Source organism: Rhizobium metallidurans, from assembly GCF_014196505.1.
Taxonomy (GTDB): Bacteria; Pseudomonadota; Alphaproteobacteria; order Rhizobiales; family Rhizobiaceae; genus Rhizobium; species Rhizobium metallidurans.
In genome coordinates, this window is the sequence record NZ_JACIDW010000001.1 from 37833 (window position 1) to 55973 (window position 18141).

Here is an 18141-nt window from a genome sequence, read left to right on the forward strand (position 1 = left end):
ACATCCGGGATAAGCCGGCACCGCCTGTCCATTCCCGGCCGCAACCATATATTCACGGTGAAAGCGAAGCGAATATGTGAGGGTGCGATGAAACGGACTGTGGTTGCGATTGTCGCACTGGCTCTTCTGGCAGGATGCACGACGGGCAAGGACTATTCCGCACCCGGCATCACGCCCATTCCCGGCAGCATCATCTATAGTGGCCAGCCCCGGACGAAGCTCACGAAGTCGCCGATCGGCTCCACCTTCCCGCACAGCTTCATCGACCAGTATGGCCAGGAGGTCGAGGAAACCTACATGATCCAGCCCGACCGGACCCTGAAGATTGTGCACCGCGTCATCCGACCGATCCGTTTCGGCGGTAGAGATTGAGCGACACGCACTCATAGCGTGAATCTTCAGGCATTTTACGAACAGATCACCTTATCGTCATAATCCTGCGGTTGAATTTGATCGCTTGCTAAGACAAACTGTCATTGCTGGGAAGAGCCGGTTTGCCGGGGACTGTTTCGCTTCGATTCCGGCATAGGAAATACAGGATGAATGCAAAGACACCGAACGCAATCGATAGCTATGTGGGTTCCCAAGTCAGAGTGCGCAGGCAGTTGCTGGGAATGAGTCAGGAAAGGTTGGCCGAGCAGATCGGCGTGACGTTCCAGCAAGTGCAGAAGTACGAAAAGGGAATGAACCGAATCGGCGCCAGCCGCCTGCAGCGCATCGCCGAAGTCATGAACACCACGCCAAGTTTCTTCTTTCAGCAGGACCCGTCGGAGCCCCTGTCGCTCGCCGGACTGGATCTGACTGTGACGACCGATCCGGTCGCGGAATTCCTTAATTCCAAGGAAGGGCTCGCGCTGAACAAGGCGTTCATCAAGATCACCGACGTGCAGTTGCGCGAAAAGATCGTGGCGCTCGTCAAGGCGATGGCGCAGACCCAGACCCAGACCCAGGCGGCCTTGGAGAAATCCGGCACCCCGTCCAGCCAGTAACGAATTTCCCGCCGGCGGCGCATCCGCGCCTCGGGCTGCGTGACATGAAAGAAGGGGCGCCGGTTTCGGGCGCCCCTTCTTCGTTTGGTCATGGATTTCGATACGGGACGATCACGCGTCGAGGTAGCGTTCCGTCAGGCGCGCCCACATCGCCGCACCGGCCGTCAGGCTGTCATCGGCGAAGTCGTATTTCGCGCTGTGCAGGATCGCCGAGTTCATGCCGTTGCCAAGGCGCAGGAAGCTGCCCGGCTTGTGCTGGAGGAAGTGCGAGAAGTCCTCGCTGCCTGGGATCAGCGGGCAAAGCGCGACATTGCCCTCGCCAACCAGTTCCTCCGCCACCATGCGGGCGAACTCGGTTTCCTTCTCGGAATTGACGACGACGGGATTGCCGTAGGCGTAGTCGATCTCGACGGTCGCGCCAAAGCCTTCGACGAGCGACGTGGTCAGCGCCCGGATGCGCTTTTCGAGGATCTCGCGAACCTTCGGATCGAACGAGCGCACCGTCAAGAGCATGCTCGCGCTTTCGGGGATGACGTTGGCCACTTCGCCGGCATGGATGGCGCCGACCGTGACGACAGCCGTCTGCGTCGGATCGACATTGCGCGAGATGACCGACTGCAGCGAGACGACGAGGTTGCAGGCGACGACGACGGGATCGATCGTCAGGTGCGGGCGCGATGCATGGCCGCCCTTGCCCGTGATCCTGATCTCGACCGTGTCGGCGGCCGCCATCAACGGACCCGAACGCATCAGCCAGCTGCCTTCAGGGGCGCCGGGGTGGTTGTGCAGGCCGAAGATGGCGTCGAACGGGAAGCGTTCGAACAGGCCATCCTCGATCATCGCCTGCGCGCCGCTGAAACCGCCGGCCTCTTCGGCGGGCTGGAAGATCAGGTTGACCGTGCCGTTGAACTTGCGGGTGCGCGCCAGATATTCGGCGGCACCCAGCAGCACCGTCGTGTGGCCGTCGTGGCCGCAGGCGTGCATCTTGCCCGGAACCTGGCTGGCATAGGGCTTGCCGGTCTGCTCGGTGATCGGCAGGGCGTCCATGTCGGCGCGGATCGCGATGCTCTTCTTGCCGGCGCCCTGCGTCATGCGGGCGACGACGCCGTTGCCACCGACATTGCGGGTCACTTCATAGCCCCAACCCTCGAGCTTTTCTGCGACGAAGCGGGCGGTTTCCGTCTCCTCGAACGACAGTTCGGGATGGGCGTGAAGATGCTGGCGGATGGCGCGCAGTTCGGCGTCCATGGGCTCGAAATCCGAAAGGCGGGCGAAATCGTTGTCGATGGTCATGTCCGTTCCAATTCTTTGCATGCGTGGTCCGCTGCCGGCCCCACGACAGGGCCGGCCGGGTCTTCGATTGCATCACGAGCGGCACTCGGCCGGACGAGCCGGACGTCAGAGAAAGCGCGACAGGAAGGCCTGCGTGCGCGGATGCTGCGGATTGCCGATCACATCCTCGGGCTTGCCCTGCTCGACCACGACGCCGCCGTCCATGAACACCACCCGGTCAGCCGCTTCGCGGGCGAAGCCGATTTCGTGGGTGACGACGACCATCGTCAGGCCCTGCTTGGCGAGATCGCGCATGGTCGAGAGCACCTCGCCGACGAGCTCCGGATCGAGTGCCGAGGTCGGTTCGTCGAAGAGCATCAGCTTCGGCTTGATCGCCAGCGCTCGGGCGATCGCCACGCGCTGCTGCTGCCCGCCGGAGAGCTGGCGGGGATAGGCATCCGCCTTCTCCGACAGGCCGACACGTTGCAGAAGCTGCTTCGCGTTTTCGATCGCGGCCTTGCGGTTCTCACCGTGGACGCCGACCGGCGCCTCGATGATGTTCTGCAGCACCGTCATGTGCGGGTAGAGATTGAACTGCTGGAATACCATGCCGATCTTGCGGCGCTGGCGGGCGATGCCGTTGGGCGAAAGTCGCTCCAGCCGGTCCTTGCGCACCCGGTAGCCGATCTGCTCGCCATCCACCTCGATATAGCCCTTCTGGATGGATTCGAGGTGGTTGATACAGCGCAGGAAGGTCGACTTGCCAGAACCCGACGGGCCGAGAACGACGACGACTTCGCCGGGCATGATGTCGAGGTCGATGCCCTTCAGAACTTCGAGATGATCGAAGGACTTGTGGACATTGCGCGCCTGGACCAGCGGCTTGGTATTGGAGACGGCGGTCAATGGCTTGCCTCCTCTGCGGCGGCGACGGCGGCCGGCTTGGCCGTTGCGCCATTGCGGCGCTCGCTACGGCCGTAATAGGCTTCGATGTAGCTCTGGCCGATATTGAGCACCGAGGTGATGAGCAGGTACCAGATGACGGCGACCAGCAGCATCGGGATGATCTCGAAGGTGCGGTTATAGATCGACTGCACGGAATAGAGCAGATCGGCCATGGCGATGACGCTGACGAGCGAGGTCGCCTTGATCATGCTGATCAGCTGGTTGCCTGTCGGCGGGACGATCGAGCGCATGGCCTGCGGAATGATGATCCGCCACAGCGCCCTGCCCTTGGTCATGCCGAAGGCTTCGGCCGTTTCCGCCTGGCCGCGATCGACGGACAGCAAGCCGCCGCGAATGATCTCGGCCATGTAGGCCGCTTCGTTGAGCGCCAGGCCGACGATGGCGGCCGTCATCGGCGTGATCACCGCGTTGGTGTCCCAGCTGATGAGCGAGGGGCCGAAGGGGATGGCGATCGACAGCTGCGGAAACAACGTCGACATGTTGTACCAGAAGATCAGCTGGACAAGCAGCGGCGTGCCGCGGAAGAACCAGATGAACAGCGAGGCGAAGCCGCTCGCCAACCGGTCCTTCGACATCCGCATGATCGCGATGATCAGGCCGAGCGCGACACCGAGTATCATGGCGATGACAGTCAGGCCAAGGCTGACATAGAGGCCGCTGATGACGGTCGGATCGAAGAAGTATTGGGCTACGACCGGCCAACCGAAATTCTCGTTGTTGGCGACGATCCAGACGAAATCGATGACGACGATGGCGATGACCGCCCAGAGAACGAGGCGTCCCGTTCTGAACGGCGTGTGCGCGGTGACGACGTCGCGGAACTCAGCACCGCCCGAAGGCGGTGCATTGGTCGTGGTGTTGGTGCTCATTTGGGAAGCTGCCCGCCGAGATTGAGGCCGGGTTCCTTGATCATGTTGTTCTCAAGGCCCCACTTTTTCATGATGGCGGCATAGCTGCCGTCGGCGATCAGGACCTTGATGGCGTCGATCAGGATAGGGCCGAGCGGCGAGCCCTTGGGAACGACGGCGCCCTGGAAGATGTCCTCGAAGCCGTTCTTCTGGCCGACGCCGGTCAGTTCCAGCTGTCCGTTGGCCTGGCTGACGAAATAGGTGAGCGGCGCCTGCGAGGAGAAGAAGGCGTCGGCGCGCTTGGAGCGCACGGCGAGGATGGAGCTTGGCTGATCGGTGTAGGACTGGACTTCGACCGGGCCCTTGCCGTCGGCCTTGCACTTGTCGGACTGGGTCTTGATCACCCGCTCGGCGGAACCGCCGGCCATGACCGAGATGCGCTGGCCGCAGGCGGTGTCGAGCGAGGTGATGCCCTTCGGGTTGCCCTTCTGGGTCGCGAAGACGACGAATTCCTGCACCCAGTCGACGAAGTCGTTGGATGCTTCGCGGTCCTTGTAGTCGCCAACGGGGCCGAAGGCGAACTGGTAGCGGCCGGAATTGACACCGGCGAGCAGCGCCGGCAGGCCGCCAACCGTCTCATGCTCGATCTTGACGCCAAGGACGGCGCCGAGTGCTTCGGTGAGATCGGCGCTGGCACCGGTCATTTCCGTGCCGGTGACGATTTCGTAGGGAGGGAACGAACCGTTGTTGACGGAGATCATCTTGCCGGATGCCTTGATCGCATCCGGCAGTCTTGCATTCAGTTCGGCATTGAGCGCCGGCTTTGGCACGGCCGCATCCTGAGCCATCGCGGCACTGGAGGCCACGGCGCTTGCCAGAACGAGGTAGGTCATTTTCTTCAGCAACATGTTCATTCCCCTTTATTGATGCTGTCGTGGTTGCATGCGTTTAGGCGGTGGTACGGCTGCCGTCGGTATCGAACGGGAAAAGCTCGAGCGGCGTCATTTCGCGGGCAAGAATGCCCTGGGCGTGCAGCTCGGCCGAGAAATCGGCGATCATCTTCTCGTTGGCGGCGAGACCGTTTTCATCCCAGTTCGCAGGGAGTTCGAGGGAGGTCTTCAGAAGCTCGTCGAACATCCACGGCGACGTATCGGCATATTTGCGGCGCTTGCTCAGCCACATCCGCTGCGATTCCTCGATCAGCTGGCTCAGCTCGGCGATAATCCAGGGGTTCTCTTCCACGATCTCCGCCTTGATGCCGATGAGGTGCATGCCGGGTACATATCCCACCTCGTCGAAATATCGACGCTCGGCGCTACGGAAATCGGCGAGAACCTGCCGGAAAGGTGAACCATTGGCAAAATAGCCGTCCGGCATGAACGGCGTGAAGATCGCGTCGAGCTGGCCTTCGCGCAGCAGATCGACCATCGGGCGTTCGCCGGGGGCGGCCTCGATCCGGCCGGGGCGACCGAAGCCGTCGAGCCGATCGACAACAGGATGCGCTTCCGTCAGGCGGCCAGCATACCACATCGCGTCCTCCACCTGAACGCCTTCGCGGCGCAGGGCGGCACGCGTCCAGGTGTTGCCGGAATCACGCCAGCCGGTGACGCCGATGCGCTTGCCTGCAAGCTGCGACAGCTCAGTGATCGGGCTGTCCTTCATGGTTATGATGCAGCGATGGCGAAAGCCGCGCATGATGAAGTTCGGAATGCCGACGACGCTGTGATCGCCATCGTAACGCAGCTGGGTATAGCGACTGAAGGACATTTCGGCCGCGTCACAGGTGTCGCTCTTGCCGACATGCGAGACCAGGGTGCCGATGCGCTCGACCTTGACGTCGAGCTTCGACGACGAGACGTCGCCGAGAATGAGAGGGGTCATGTAGTCCCAGTCGCGAAGGGCAAGGCGAAGTGTGATCGGCATCTGCATTCACTCTCAAAATTTCTTGTATGGCGCATCGTTAAATGTTCAAATAATACTGATCAAATGTTATTACGTTATTGAACATTAAATATGGTGTAAAAAATGAGCGATAGTCGGGACGCATCCTGGTTTGCCCAAAAAATAACCGATCGGACAATTCGCGGCATCGCGCTCGAGACCAGCGCACTGATCAGGGGCGGAGCGCTCCCGGTCGGCACCAAGCTGCCGGCCATTCGCGACCTGGCATTCGCGCTCGGCATCAGCCCGGCCACGATCTCCGAAGCGTGGAGCGAGTTGCGGCGCCAGAAGATCATCAGCGGTCGCGGGCGCAACGGAACATGGGTGAGCGGCGACCGCTTCGTCGCCAAGCCCGAGCGGCTGGCGAGTTCCGGTAACTATGGCGAGGACGTGCTGAACCTGACGGCCGCCGTTCCCGACGTTACGCTTCTGCCGAGGCTCGAGCGTGCGATGGCCTATGGCGCATCCGCCGAAAACCTGAACAGCTATGAGCGCAACCGCATTCTGCCCGAACTCGAAACGGCGGTAAGAGAAACATGGCCCTATGAGCCCGAGGCGTTTCTCGCCACCAACGGCGGCTACAACGCCGTCTACACGCTGATGAACGCGCTTGTCATGCCCGGTGCCGCGGTCGCGATCGAAAATCCCACGGCGATGCGCCTGCTCGATATCCTCGAGGATCGCGGCGCGCGTGTCATCCCGGTCGAGTGCGACCATGAGGGCCCGCTGCCCTCGTCGTTGCGCCAGGCGATGGCCTATCGCCCGGTCGCCTTCGTCTTTCAGCCACGCATCCATTCGGTCACCGGCCAGACCGTGACTGCCTCGCGCATGCAAAGCCTGGCCGAGGTGCTGCGCGATGCCGACACGCTGATCGTGGAGGACGACGGTGTGGGCGACATTTCCGATGCGCCGAGACAATCGATGGGCGATATCTTCCCTGACCGGGTGATCCACATCTTCTCGCTGTCAAAGACCCATGGCCCGGATTTGCGCCTGGCCGTCCTTTCCAGCTCGCGGCCGATCGTCGAGCAGATCCAGTCGTTCCGCAGCTTCAGCGCCGGCTGGACGAGCCGCATCCTGCAGGCGGCGGGCGCCTGGCTGATCCGCGACCCGGCCACGCAGGAGACGGTGCGGACAGCGCGCGCGATATATGCGCAGCGGCGACATGACCTGGTGCAGGCGTTGCGCGATCGAAACATAGACGCGGCCCATGGCGCCGGCCTGTCGGCCTGGGTGCCGGTCTCCTCGGAGCCCTTCGCGATGGTGACGCTTGCAGCACGCAGGATCGCCGTGCATCCCGGCACGAAATTCTCCCTGCTGCCGGGAAACTACCTTCGCGTGGCGACCGCCACCTTGTCCGATCGCTGCATCGAGGTTGCGGATTCGATCGCACTTGCGGCGTCGCACGATTGATCGGCAGACGCAGCGATACCCGTGTGACCGACCATCGCCTGGCGTGAAAGTCAGTAGCTGCACGTCCAGTTGTTGGTCGGCCTGAACCCATCGGCGCAAGCCGGGTTCACCGACGTTCGAGGATTATAGTAGTTGTCCGCCGCGTTGTAGTTGGCGCCGGTCGTGCATGCGGACGCCAGCACGGCCAGAATTATCACTGCTCCGGCTGATACGAACCTGTGAACCGCGCGCATTAGACTTCCTCACGATGGCTTTCACTTCATCGGAAAATGCTTTTCCGCGGCGGCAAATGCAAGGCCCCAAACCGCGCATGCCCTCATTGTCGCCACGCGTGCACCCTCGCGCACATTGCCACCTGCTTGACACAAAAGAAAAGTGACTTAATCTAGTCGGCGGATCGGAGGAGATCCGCTGTTGTGGAGGCAGCGGCTCGGATGGGATCCTGAATCGGGAGGAAAGACTGGTGAAGAACAAGGCAATCATGCTCGCCCTTCTGGCGGGTTCGTTCCTGGCCGCGCCTGTTGTCGCGGCGGCTCAGGACCTGATCACGGGCGACATCGTCGGCAAGGCCGATGCGCCCAACAAGCTGATTTTCCGCATGACCACCGACGGACCGCGCAACAACGAGCCTGCTTATGCCGAGGGCTACAGCAAGCTCTTCAACGACTTCATCGCCAAGCGTCCGGACTGGCAGATCGAGCTGCAGATGATGTCGGGTGATATCGGACAGGAGCAGGCCCGCATGCTCGAGCAGGCGAAGTCCGGGTCGGCGCCCGATTGCGCCGCGGTCGATTCCTTCGTGCTGCCGCTCTTCAAGAAATCCGGCGTGCTGCAATCCTTCTCGCCGTACTTCAGCAAGGAAGAGATCGGCCAGCTGTTTCCCTTCATCCGCGAGGGCATTACCGGCGACGACGGCAACATCTATGCCTGGTGGTGGTCGACCGACCTGCGCGTCCTCTACCGCAACAAGGAAATCGTGCCCGACGCGCCGCAGACCTGGGACGACCTGAAGAAGGCGGCGCTGCGTTCGGTAGACGAGGGCATGGAGGGTATCCTTTTCAACGGCAGTCGCTACGAAGGCACGACCTTCGACTGGCTCGCCAACTTCTGGGGTCAGGGCGGCAAGCTGGTCGACGATCAGGGCAAGCCGATCTTCGGCGAAGGCGACAACCGCGAAAAGTTCATCAAGGCCGTGAACTACTACCGTGATCTGGTGGAATCGGGTGCGGCACCCAAGCGCGTCGCGACGCTCGGCAGCTATGACGACTTCAATGCCGCCGCGGCCGCCGGAACGACGGCGCTGTTCGTCGGCGGCAACTGGCAGTACGCGCAGTTGAAGACCGCGCTCGACGAGGAGGAATTCGCGAAGTGGACCTTCTCGCCGCTCCCCGGCCCGACCGCCAATGAGCGCTCGACCGGCACCGGCGGCTGGACTGTCGCCGCCTTCAGCAAGGATGCCGCCAAGGTGAAGGCCTGCGCCGACCTCGCCCGCGAAATCTACATGGGCCCGGCCAACGCGCTGCAGGAACAGCTGCCGACGCGCGCCGATCTCTACGAGAAGTACGAGGTGTTCTCGACGCCGGCGAACAAGACCTTCGCCGAGGCGCTCAAGGTGGGACAGGCGCGGCCGGGGGCCGCCGTCTATCCCGAGATATCGAACCAGATCCAGATCATGATGGGCAAGGTGCTGACCGGCACCCAGGCGACGGAAGCCGCCGTCGATGAAGCCTTTACCGCCTCGCTCACCGCCTTCAAACGGAGCTGAGCTGATGATCGGTGGCGCGGGGCAACCTCACCCGCGCCACCGATGACGGAATGCCATCGTCAATGACAGATGACCGGACGGATCGATGACCAATCTCAGCATTGCCGCCGAGACTGCGCCTACCGGAAGCAGGCTTGCGGCGCGAAAATTCTACCCCTCGCCCGCGCCCTGGCTGATGCCGCTGATCCTGGTTCTCGGGATCTTCTATCTCTACCCGCTGATCGACGTCTTCCGCCTTGCCTTCACCAACATATCGATCGTCGGCAACGACGAGGAATACACGCTGCGGACGATCGCCAACACGCTCTCCAAGCCGGAATTGCTGCAGATCCTCTGGGTGACGCTTGTCTTCACCGCCTCCAGCGTCGTTGCCCAACAGGTGCTGGGCCTGTTCATCGCACAGGTCGTCGTGCGCAGCGAAAAACGGGGCCTGTTCGGCTCGACCATCGTGCGCACCACGGCGCTGGTCGCCTGGGTGGTACCCGGGATAGCCGGCGGCATCATCTGGAAGATGCTGTTCAACGAAGCGCCCTTCGGCGGCCTCAACAGCCTGCTCAGGATGCTCGGCGCCTCGCCCGTTCAGTGGCTGTCGGATCCGAACATGGTCATGTGGTCGGTCGTCATCTCCAACGTCTGGCGCGGAACGGCTTTTTCGATGGTCGTCATGTACGCCGCCATCAAGGCGATCGACCCGGAGCTCTACGAAGCCGCCGAAATGGACGGCGCCAATCCCTGGCAGCGGATGATCTACATCACCCTGCCGCAGTTGCGCGCGGCGATCCTAGTCAACATGATCCTGATCACCATCCAGACGCTGAACACCTTCGATGCGATCATCTCGCTGACCGGCGGCGGCCCGGGCCGGGCGACGGAGGTGCTGTCGCTCTATACCTTCAACGTGGTTTTCAGGAATTACGACCTGGCGGCAGGCGCGGTTCTGTCGATCCTGATGCTCGTCATCAGCCTCGGCCTGGCGCTCGTCTACGCCCGCTTCCTGCCGAAGGGAGAACCCCAATGATCAATTCGAGACAGGAACGCATCGGCGATTTCTTCAGCTATCTCTTCCTGCTGATCACCTTCCTCTTCTTCGCCTGGCCGCTGGTCTGGCTGCTGTCGCTGGCACTGCGCACCCGCAAGGAGGTTTTTCTCGGTGTCTCCAGGCTGATCCCCAAATCGCCGACTCTGGATAATTTCATCGCGATTCTCTCCTCCGACAAGTTCGCGGGCTATCTCTGGAACGCGCTCCTTCTGTCATCCGCGAGCGCGATCGGCTGCCTGATCGTGGCATTGCCGGCGGCCTATGCCTTCTCGCGCTTTCCCTTTCGCGGCAAGGGACCGTGGATGATGGTGCTGCTTGCCTTCCAGATGATCTCGCCACTCGTCATCATGGTGCCGCTCTACCGCTACATGGCCAAGATCGGCCTCACCGACAGCCATTTCGGCGCGACGATGGTCTATATCGCGCTTGCCGTGCCGATGGTCACATGGATTTTGAAGGGCTTCATAGACGGCATCCCGCGCAGCCTCGACGAGGCGGCGCTGATCGATGGCTGCAGCCATTTCGGCGTCTTCTGGCGGATCATTCTGCCGCTGGCGACGCCGGGGATCGCGTCCGCCTTCATCATCTCCGTCATCGCCGGCTGGTCGCAATTCCTCGTGCCGTTCCTGCTGATTAGCAAGGAAGCGTTGATGCCGATCGGCGTCGGCATCTTCCAGTATGCCGGTACCCAGAACGACAGCTCCATCCAGCTTCTGGCGGCCGCCTGCCTCGTGTCGGTCGTCCCCGCCATCGTCGCATTTCTTTCGCTCCAACGCCTCATTCTCGGCGCCATGACGGCCGGTGCCGTCAAGGGCTGATGTCTTTTCAAACCTCAGGATATGATCATGTCGCTTACGCTTGCCCAACGCCTCGACCGCATCCGCGTCCGCATGTCGGAACTCGAACACTGGCGCGCCCGTGAAACCGTCCAGATCAGCGATTGGACCTTCGACGGCGAACCGATCGCGATCGGCGCCGCATGGCCGCGCAAGGATGGCACGGTGAGCTTCGCCGCCTCGGCGCGCGTGCCGGAACATTGGCCGGTCGAGGAGACGCGTCTCAGCCTCAATCTCGGCGGCGAAAGCCTGATCACCATCACCGACGAGGCCGGCAACGAAACGCGCCTTGGCCTTGATCCCTATCACCAGGAATTCCGCCTGACGTCGCCCCGGATCAAAATCTCCTCGGAGACGGTCGCGCGCCTGCCGTTCGGCGAGCCCGTCCGCGCGCCCAGGCTCGAGCGGGCAAACCTCTTGTGGCTGGATGGGCCGGTCGACCGGCTGTGGCTGCTCTTGCGTCAGATCTCGGAGGCGGTCGATACGCTGGAGGGACACGAAGTCATTCCGCATCTGATCGATATCGCCGAGGCGGCCATGCGCGGTCTCGACTGGCCGTCATCGACGGCAGCCTATATCGCGCGCATGTCGCCATCGGTCGGGCAGCAGAAGATCTGGCGGCTGCCCGAGCTCGAAACCGCCCCCGAGAGTCTCAACCAGGGACAGCGCGCCAGCGTGGTCGCGGCCTACGACACGTTGATCAAGGAACTGAAGCAGCTGCGCGAGCGCTTCCCGCCGCAGGGCGAGATCGCGCTGACCGGTCACGCGCATATCGACCTCGCATGGCTGTGGCCCTACCGCGAGACCCGCCGCAAGATGCGCCGCACCTTCCACACGGCGCTCTCGCTGATGGAGCAGTCCTCCGACTTCCGCTTCAACCAGTCGACGGCGCATTACTACAACCAGATCGCCGAGGACGATCCCGAACTCCTGAAGCGCATCGTCGAGCGCGTGAAGGAAGGGCAATGGGAAACGCTCGGCGGCATGTGGGTCGAGCCCGACACCAACATGCCGACCGGCGAAAGCCTCAGCCGCCAGATCCTCTACGGTCAGCGCTACTTCGAAAAGACATTCGGCGTTCGCCACACCGTGTGCTGGCTGCCCGATTGCTTCGGCTTCTCCGGCGCCCTGCCCCAGCTTCTACGCCAGGGCGGGATGAAGAGCTTCTTCACGATCAAGGTGAACTGGTCGGAGACCAACAAATTCCCGGCCGACCTCTTCTGGTGGGAAGGCCTCGACGGCAGCCGGGTGCTGACCCACACCTTCGACAATCCGATGCACGGCTATAACGGCTTTGTGCAGCCGGATTGCTTCGTGCCCACCTGGCGGAACTTCCAGCAGAAGGACAAGCACGAAACGACGCTTCTGGCCGTCGGCTATGGCGATGGCGGCGGCGGCGTGACGCCGGAGATGATCGCCCGCGAGGAACAGCTGCGCGCCTTCCCGGCATTGCCCGCCGCGCGCTGGACGAAGGTGCACGATTTCTTCGAGGGCGCGCACAAGAGTGCCGCAGAAAAGGAGCTCACCACCTGGCAGGGCGAGATCTATCTCGAGCTGCACCGCGCGACTCTGACCAGCCAGAGCGTCGTCAAGCGCCTGCACCGCAAGGCCGAACGCAGCCTGATCACGGCGGAAACACTCGCCGGGCTGGCGTATCTGATGGGCGGCGAGAAACCTGCTTCGCTGGAGAACGAATGGCGCGTCGTGCTGAAGAACGAGTTCCACGACATCCTGCCGGGCTCCTCGATCGCCGAAGTCTATGCCGACAGCGCCAACGAGCTCGACGGCGTGATCGCCGACGGCCAGGCGGCGCAGGCGAGCGCCCTCGCGGCCATCGCCAAACAGCTGCCATCGGGAAGCGGCAGCAATGTACTGGTGGTCAATCCGTCGCTTGACGAACGGCCCATGCGGCTGACGCTGGCCGATGGCAGCCACGTCTCGTCACGCGACAGCATCGCGCCGCTCGCCATCGCCGTCATCGACATTGCCTCGCTGAAGGCCCGGCCGGGCCTTTCAGCCAGCAGCAGCCACCTCGAGAACGAAACGCTGAAGGTGACGCTGGCGAAAGACGGTTCGATTTCGAGCATCCTGCACAAGCCGAGCGGCCGCGAGGCGCTGGAAGGCGCCGGCAACCGGCTGTTCGTCTATCCGGCGGACAAGCCGCGCAACTGGGACGCCTGGGACGTCGAGGAGGATTATGCCGCGCGAGGCGAGGAGATCACCGCGCTCGACAGCATCGAGCTGATCGAAAATACCGCCCATCGGGCCGCGATCAAGATCGTCCGCACCTGGCGCCATTCGCGCATCACCCAGATCCTGTCGCTCGGCGCCAATGCCCGCCGGCTGGACATCCAGACCGAGCTCGACTGGCACGACCGCCGGGCCTTCTTGCGGACGTTGACTGATGTTGCCGTGCGCAACGCGCGCGCCACCTGCGAATGCGCCTATGGCGTCGTCGAGCGGCCCACCCACTCGAACACCTCCTGGGACGCCGCGATGTTCGAGGCGCCGGCGCATCGCTTCGCCGATCTCTCGGAGCCGGGTTTCGGCGTCGCGATCCTCAACGACGCCAAGTATGGGCATAGCATCCGGGGCAACGTTCTCGGTCTCTCGCTGCTGCGCTCGCCCATCTATCCCGACCCGCTGGCCGATGAGGGGCTGCAGAGCTTCACCTACTCGCTGATGCCGCATGAGGGCTCCTGGCATGAGGGCGGCGTGCGCGAGGAGGCCGACGACCTCAACCAGCCGCTGCTGGCGATGGCCGTCTCCGACCGCGCCGTCGGGGCGTGGCAGCCGATCAAGACCGAGGGTATCGACGCGGCGCTGTCGGCGATCAAGCCGTGCGAGGATGGCGATGGCCTGATCCTGCGCGTCTACGAGCCCGCCGGCCGCCGCGGCGCCTTCGGTCTGACGCTGCCGCAGGGATGGCGCAACGAGGGAACGGTGAGCATTCTCGAAGAGCCGATGCGCGACGTGCCGGTCGATGGATTGATGCCGTTCCAGGTCAAGAGCTGGCGCATTTCGCGCTAAGCGACGTCAAGTGGATCGTCGGAGCCCGGTCACCGAGTGGCTGGGCTCTTTCCGTTTACGACACAATGACTTAGTCTCGATAGATCTTGTAGCGATTCAACAGGTCCAGCGCCCCAGGGAGAAGACGGAAGTTGCAGGTTTCGGGTTCCAATCCTGAGCAGGCGGCGGCGGCCAACCGGGCCATGATCCTGAGCGCGATCCATCGCGGCGGGCCGATTTCGCGCAGCGAACTGGCGGCGCGATCGCGGCTGACCAAGCAGGCCGTGACACGCATTGTCGAGCGCCTGCTCGACGAGGGTCTTGTCATGGAGGCGCGCCGCCGGCACGGGTTGCGCGGGCAGCCGGCGATCGAGCTCGAAATCGATCCAGAAGGCGTGTTTTCGATCGGCGCCAATATCGACCGCGATCACCTCACCATCGTCGCCGTCGACGCTGTCGGTACGGTGCGCGGCCGCATTCATCACGAGGCGCGGTTTCTGTTGCCGGATGATTTCGCGGCGCTGATGGCCGACGCGCTCTCCTCCTTCCGGCGGCGCAAGGTTATCGAGGAAAGCCGGCTGGCCGGGATCGGCCTCGCCATCCCCGACTGGCTCGGCGAAGTGCCCGTCATCGGCTTTCCCACGGAATACCGGCGCTGGAGCGCCTATGATGTGCGCGGCGCGCTGGAGGCGATCTCCGACCACCCCGTGTTCATCGACAACGACGCCAACGCGGCGGCTCTAGGCGAAATCGAATACGGGCTCGGCACCGAGATCGGCAGCTTCTTCTACATCCTCGCGAATGCCTGTCTGGGCGGCAGCCTTGTCATCGATGGCATCCGCCACAAGGGCGCCAGCGGGATCGGCGGCGAAATCGGCTGGCTGCCAGTGCTGTTCGACGACGGCCCGTTCGCCGGCAGCACGCAGCCGCTCGGCGAGATGTTCTCGCTGTTCATCCTGCTTGATCACCTGAAGCGCAATGGCGTCGAGGCTTCCACGCCGGCCGACCTGCTGACGCTCGATGCAAGCGGGCGGGCGCTTGTCAGCGCATGGCTGCGGAAGGTCAGCGTCAAGATCGCCCAGGCGGTCGTTCATATCGGCATGATCGTCGATCCCGAGGGCGTTCTCATCGGTGGTCGCTTTCCCGTGCGTGTTATCGACGAGCTGCTGCTTTATGTCCATGACGAGATTGGCCGTCTCGGCGCCAACGCGCCGTCGCTGCATCGCGCGGCTGGCTCGGAGGATGCGGCGGCACTCGGCGCCGCTGCGATTCCGCTCGCGCATCGTCTCGGGCTGCCGTCGGCCGAACCGGCGCAGCGGTTCCGCAATCCGATCGGTGGCCTCGCGAACGGGCCGGGACGATGGCCCGCGGCAACGCAAGAGGTCGCGGTCGGATAACGCCGTCAGGCGGGAAACAGCGTGTCGTTGAAAGGTCGAAGGGCGGCGCCCAGCACCACGCCGTCTTTCGGATGCGTCGCCGGCTGTACCACCGGTATCCAGGGAGCGATCACCAGATCGCGGATTTTCTCTTCCCGCTCCCGCGCCATGCTCGATATCACCGACGCCAGGATGCCATCGGGCAGCGATCCGCCGATAAGGATCGCGCCCGGCGCGATGAAGCCGGAGATCGCCAGAACCGCTTCGTGAAGGTGGCGAGCGGCAACCGTGATCCAGGCATCCGGCGAGGCGCTTGCGGCCGCAATGTGGCGTTCAAGCGAGGGCAGCGTCGCAACCTCGTTCAGCGTCGCGCCATCCACGCCCGACCGCATGTCGCCGATCTGGCCGGCAAGCCCATGAATACCGCGAAACGGCCGGCCACCGATGAGAAGCCCGGCACGAACCGTCTCGTCGATCAGGATGGTCACCAGCCCGCCTTCCGGGTCGCCGATGCCGAGCGCGCGCTCCGCGCCGATCGCGGCTTCGCTGTCGTCGAGAACATAAAGCGGCCCGCCCGTCTGGCCGATGCTGTCTGCAAGCGCGGCGCGATCGATGACGGTCCCGGGCGCAAGCGCGACGCCGCAGCCGGCAAGCCTGCCCGACACGGCATGCCGAATGCTTGTGATCGCCTCGCCGATCTCGTCGACATCGGTGAAGCCGATGCGTGCGCGGATCGTGCAGGAGAGGTCGATGACGACGATCTCCCCTCCCTCCGGGGTGATCCGGATACCAAGCGAGGAAGCGGCCTCGGGACAGAGCGTGAACTCCAGCGCCGCGTAGCGCGTCGCGCTGGCACGCTTACGGCCGGTAACAAGCCCTGAAGTCGCCAGGCGCTGGACTATCCCGGCGATCGCAGGTTCCGTGAGCCCGAGGCGTCGCGACAACTCCTGCCGCGTCAGCGGGCCGAAGCGGCGCAGAAGGCCGAGCGTCGCTCGGGAGTTGTGATCGGCGATATCGACAGGGCTTATGCCGGGACGTCCGTCCGACGGGCCGCGCGCCCTCGGCGTGCCGGAAACGGAAAGCCGCCGCGCCGTCTTCAACCGCGAGATCCTTGAACCATGGTCGTGGCGCGGGTCACCGACAGCCTCCCTCTTGTGCGCAATCCAATCCCTTGAAATATCGCGCAATTTTCCATGAGCAGCAAGAAAGCCGTCGCCGATATGCAACGCGATACCGGAAAAATGTCGACCTTGTCGCGGAAAGTCTCCGCGTTTGATGAAAAGAATGGTGAAAGGCCTTGTTGTTTCCATGGTCGGCTCGTAGATGAGCTTCGAAACAACCACTCATTTTTTAGGGTTTTCTGTTTCAGTCCTCGCGACTGGACTGGCGCGCCCCCGAGGATGTCAGTGGTCTACCGTCCGTCATCGCCCGTAAGAGCGACATGGCCCACCGACAAGAGGCCGGTCGTCGCATTCCGATTTTCCGCCAGGGTCATAAACATTGAATCAAAAAACCGCCATCAACCCCGTGGCCACCCCTCCCGTGGAAAAACGTGTCGTTCTGCATTTTCCCGGTTTCGAGCCACTCGATTCGAAAGCCCACCACGCTCGCTACGCAAGGTCCGCCAGGCAGAGCGCCAAGGCGTGGAGCCTCGACGTGAATGTCGGCGCCTTCAGGGAGGGCGGTCCATTCGACGTCAGCTGCGGCGCGGAGAAGGAAACGACGTCGACCCGCGTCTTCGTTTTCGACCACAACGAACTCGTGCGCAGATATAGCGACAAGGCTCTGATACAGCGCCTCGCGTCGGGATACGCGAGCGCCGCCCGCGTCATCGTCCAGGGCGGGCTTGTCGGCTATTTCCGGCATGCCTGGCGCTTCGGATTGTTCTTCGTATTTCCATTCGCGCTGGTCCTGCTGGCGCTGGCGCTCAGCGCCACGATCGCAGCCGCTCCTTCTCTTCTCGGCCTTCAGCGCTGGAACTTGCTCTGGAGCGTGTTGCTCGCCGTTGTCTTCTTCCGCTTCGTCTTCCTTACCTTCGCCGCCAGATTCCACACGCTGCATCTCTTCGCGGACTGGGATCTGGCTGTCGCACTGGCAAAGCTCGACGATCCCGCCATCGTTCGATGGCTAGACCGGTGCAAGGCGCGCGTGCGGGACGCGTTGCGCGAGGATGCGGACGAGTATGTGATCACCTCGCACAGCATGGGATCGAGCGTCGCCTGCCATGTCGTCGGCATGCTGGTGGAGGATGAGCCCGAGCTTTTCGCCGACAAGCGGGTGGTCTTCGTAACGCTCGGCGGCGCCATTCTGCAATGTGCCCTGTTGCGATCCGCCAGGAGCCTGCGGGCAAGAGTTGGCGCGATCGCGCGGAACAGCCAGATATTCTGGCTGGAGATCCACTGTCTGACCGACGTCATCCATTTCTACAAGTCACGAGTCGTGGCACTGTGCGGACACGCCGACGCGCCGCAGGCGTCGATCGCCACGATCCGCATGCGCCACATGCTGACGAAGGAACACTATCGCAAGATCCGCCGAGACCTCCTGCGCGTGCACCGCCAATACGTGCTGGGCTCCGATCTGCGTTCCGCGTTCGACTTCACGCTGATGACCGCCGGGCCGCTCCCCGCCGCATCCTTCGCCGATTTCAACCAGGACTGGATCGCGCGCACCTAAGCGATTGGGCT

Annotated in this window: 15 protein-coding genes; 9 read left to right on the forward strand and 6 right to left on the reverse strand. The window is 63.2% G+C overall.

Going from position 1 to position 18141, the window contains the following annotated elements; translation table 11 throughout:
* The first annotated feature begins 87 nt into the window (after positions 1-87).
* Complete coding sequence (locus GGQ67_RS00180) at positions 88-372, forward strand: membrane lipoprotein lipid attachment site-containing protein (RefSeq protein WP_183898173.1); 285 nt, start codon at positions 88-90, stop codon at positions 370-372.
* Positions 373-539: 167 nt separating this feature from the next.
* Complete coding sequence (locus tag GGQ67_RS00185) at positions 540-989, forward strand: helix-turn-helix domain-containing protein (RefSeq protein ID WP_183898174.1); 450 nt, start codon at positions 540-542, stop codon at positions 987-989.
* 111 nt (positions 990-1100) lie between these two features.
* Here the strand turns inward: GGQ67_RS00185 and GGQ67_RS00190 are convergent, their stop codons facing one another.
* The 5 genes from GGQ67_RS00190 to GGQ67_RS00210 form a co-directional block, all read right to left on the reverse strand.
* Positions 1101-2282: a M20 aminoacylase family protein gene (locus GGQ67_RS00190; RefSeq protein WP_183898175.1), complete on the reverse strand. Its 1182-nt coding sequence runs from the start codon at positions 2280-2282 to the stop codon at positions 1101-1103.
* A 105-nt stretch (positions 2283-2387) separates the two neighbouring features.
* Positions 2388-3167 carry an amino acid ABC transporter ATP-binding protein gene (locus GGQ67_RS00195; protein ID WP_281393471.1) on the reverse strand — a complete coding sequence of 260 codons (780 nt, stop codon included), beginning with the start codon at positions 3165-3167 and terminating at the stop codon, positions 2388-2390.
* Positions 3164-4096, reverse strand: coding sequence for an amino acid ABC transporter permease (locus GGQ67_RS00200; protein ID WP_183898176.1), 933 nt, complete (start codon positions 4094-4096; stop codon positions 3164-3166). The genes GGQ67_RS00195 and GGQ67_RS00200 overlap by 4 nt, the downstream gene beginning before the upstream one ends.
* Complete coding sequence (locus tag GGQ67_RS00205) at positions 4093-4983, reverse strand: ABC transporter substrate-binding protein (protein ID WP_183898177.1); 891 nt, start codon at positions 4981-4983, stop codon at positions 4093-4095. Before GGQ67_RS00205 ends, GGQ67_RS00200 begins: the two co-directional genes overlap by 4 nt.
* A gap of 40 nt (positions 4984-5023) precedes the next feature.
* Entirely contained in the window at positions 5024-5998 is a 975-nt protein-coding gene (locus GGQ67_RS00210; RefSeq protein ID WP_183898178.1) for a type 2 periplasmic-binding domain-containing protein, read from the reverse strand.
* A 102-nt stretch (positions 5999-6100) separates the two neighbouring features.
* On the opposite strand from GGQ67_RS00210, the gene GGQ67_RS00215 reads away from it, so the two are divergent.
* From GGQ67_RS00215 to GGQ67_RS00240, 6 genes are all read left to right on the forward strand, one after another.
* Entirely contained in the window at positions 6101-7429 is a 1329-nt protein-coding gene (locus GGQ67_RS00215; protein WP_183898179.1) for an aminotransferase-like domain-containing protein, read from the forward strand.
* A gap of 481 nt (positions 7430-7910) precedes the next feature.
* Entirely contained in the window at positions 7911-9194 is a 1284-nt protein-coding gene (locus GGQ67_RS00220) for an extracellular solute-binding protein (RefSeq protein ID WP_183898835.1), read from the forward strand.
* Positions 9195-9279: 85 nt separating this feature from the next.
* On the forward strand, positions 9280-10212 hold the full coding sequence (locus GGQ67_RS00225) for a carbohydrate ABC transporter permease (RefSeq protein ID WP_183898180.1): 933 nt from the start codon (positions 9280-9282) through the stop codon (positions 10210-10212).
* Entirely contained in the window at positions 10209-11051 is an 843-nt protein-coding gene (locus GGQ67_RS00230) for a carbohydrate ABC transporter permease (protein WP_183898181.1), read from the forward strand. Before GGQ67_RS00225 ends, GGQ67_RS00230 begins: the two co-directional genes overlap by 4 nt.
* Positions 11052-11078: 27 nt before the next feature.
* Positions 11079-14099, forward strand: coding sequence for an alpha-mannosidase (locus GGQ67_RS00235; RefSeq protein WP_183898182.1), 3021 nt, complete (start codon positions 11079-11081; stop codon positions 14097-14099).
* Between the two features lie 131 nt (positions 14100-14230).
* Complete coding sequence (locus tag GGQ67_RS00240) at positions 14231-15475, forward strand: ROK family transcriptional regulator (RefSeq protein ID WP_183898183.1); 1245 nt, start codon at positions 14231-14233, stop codon at positions 15473-15475.
* 5 nt (positions 15476-15480) lie between these two features.
* On the opposite strand, the gene GGQ67_RS00245 is transcribed toward GGQ67_RS00240, so the two are convergent.
* Positions 15481-16554, reverse strand: coding sequence for an ROK family transcriptional regulator (locus GGQ67_RS00245; protein ID WP_183898184.1), 1074 nt, complete (start codon positions 16552-16554; stop codon positions 15481-15483).
* A 400-nt stretch (positions 16555-16954) separates the two neighbouring features.
* Here GGQ67_RS00245 and GGQ67_RS00250 point away from each other — a divergent pair, with 400 nt between their 5' ends.
* Positions 16955-18130: a hypothetical protein gene (locus GGQ67_RS00250; RefSeq protein WP_210279487.1), complete on the forward strand. Its 1176-nt coding sequence runs from the start codon at positions 16955-16957 to the stop codon at positions 18128-18130.
* Positions 18131-18141: the final 11 nt, after the last annotated feature.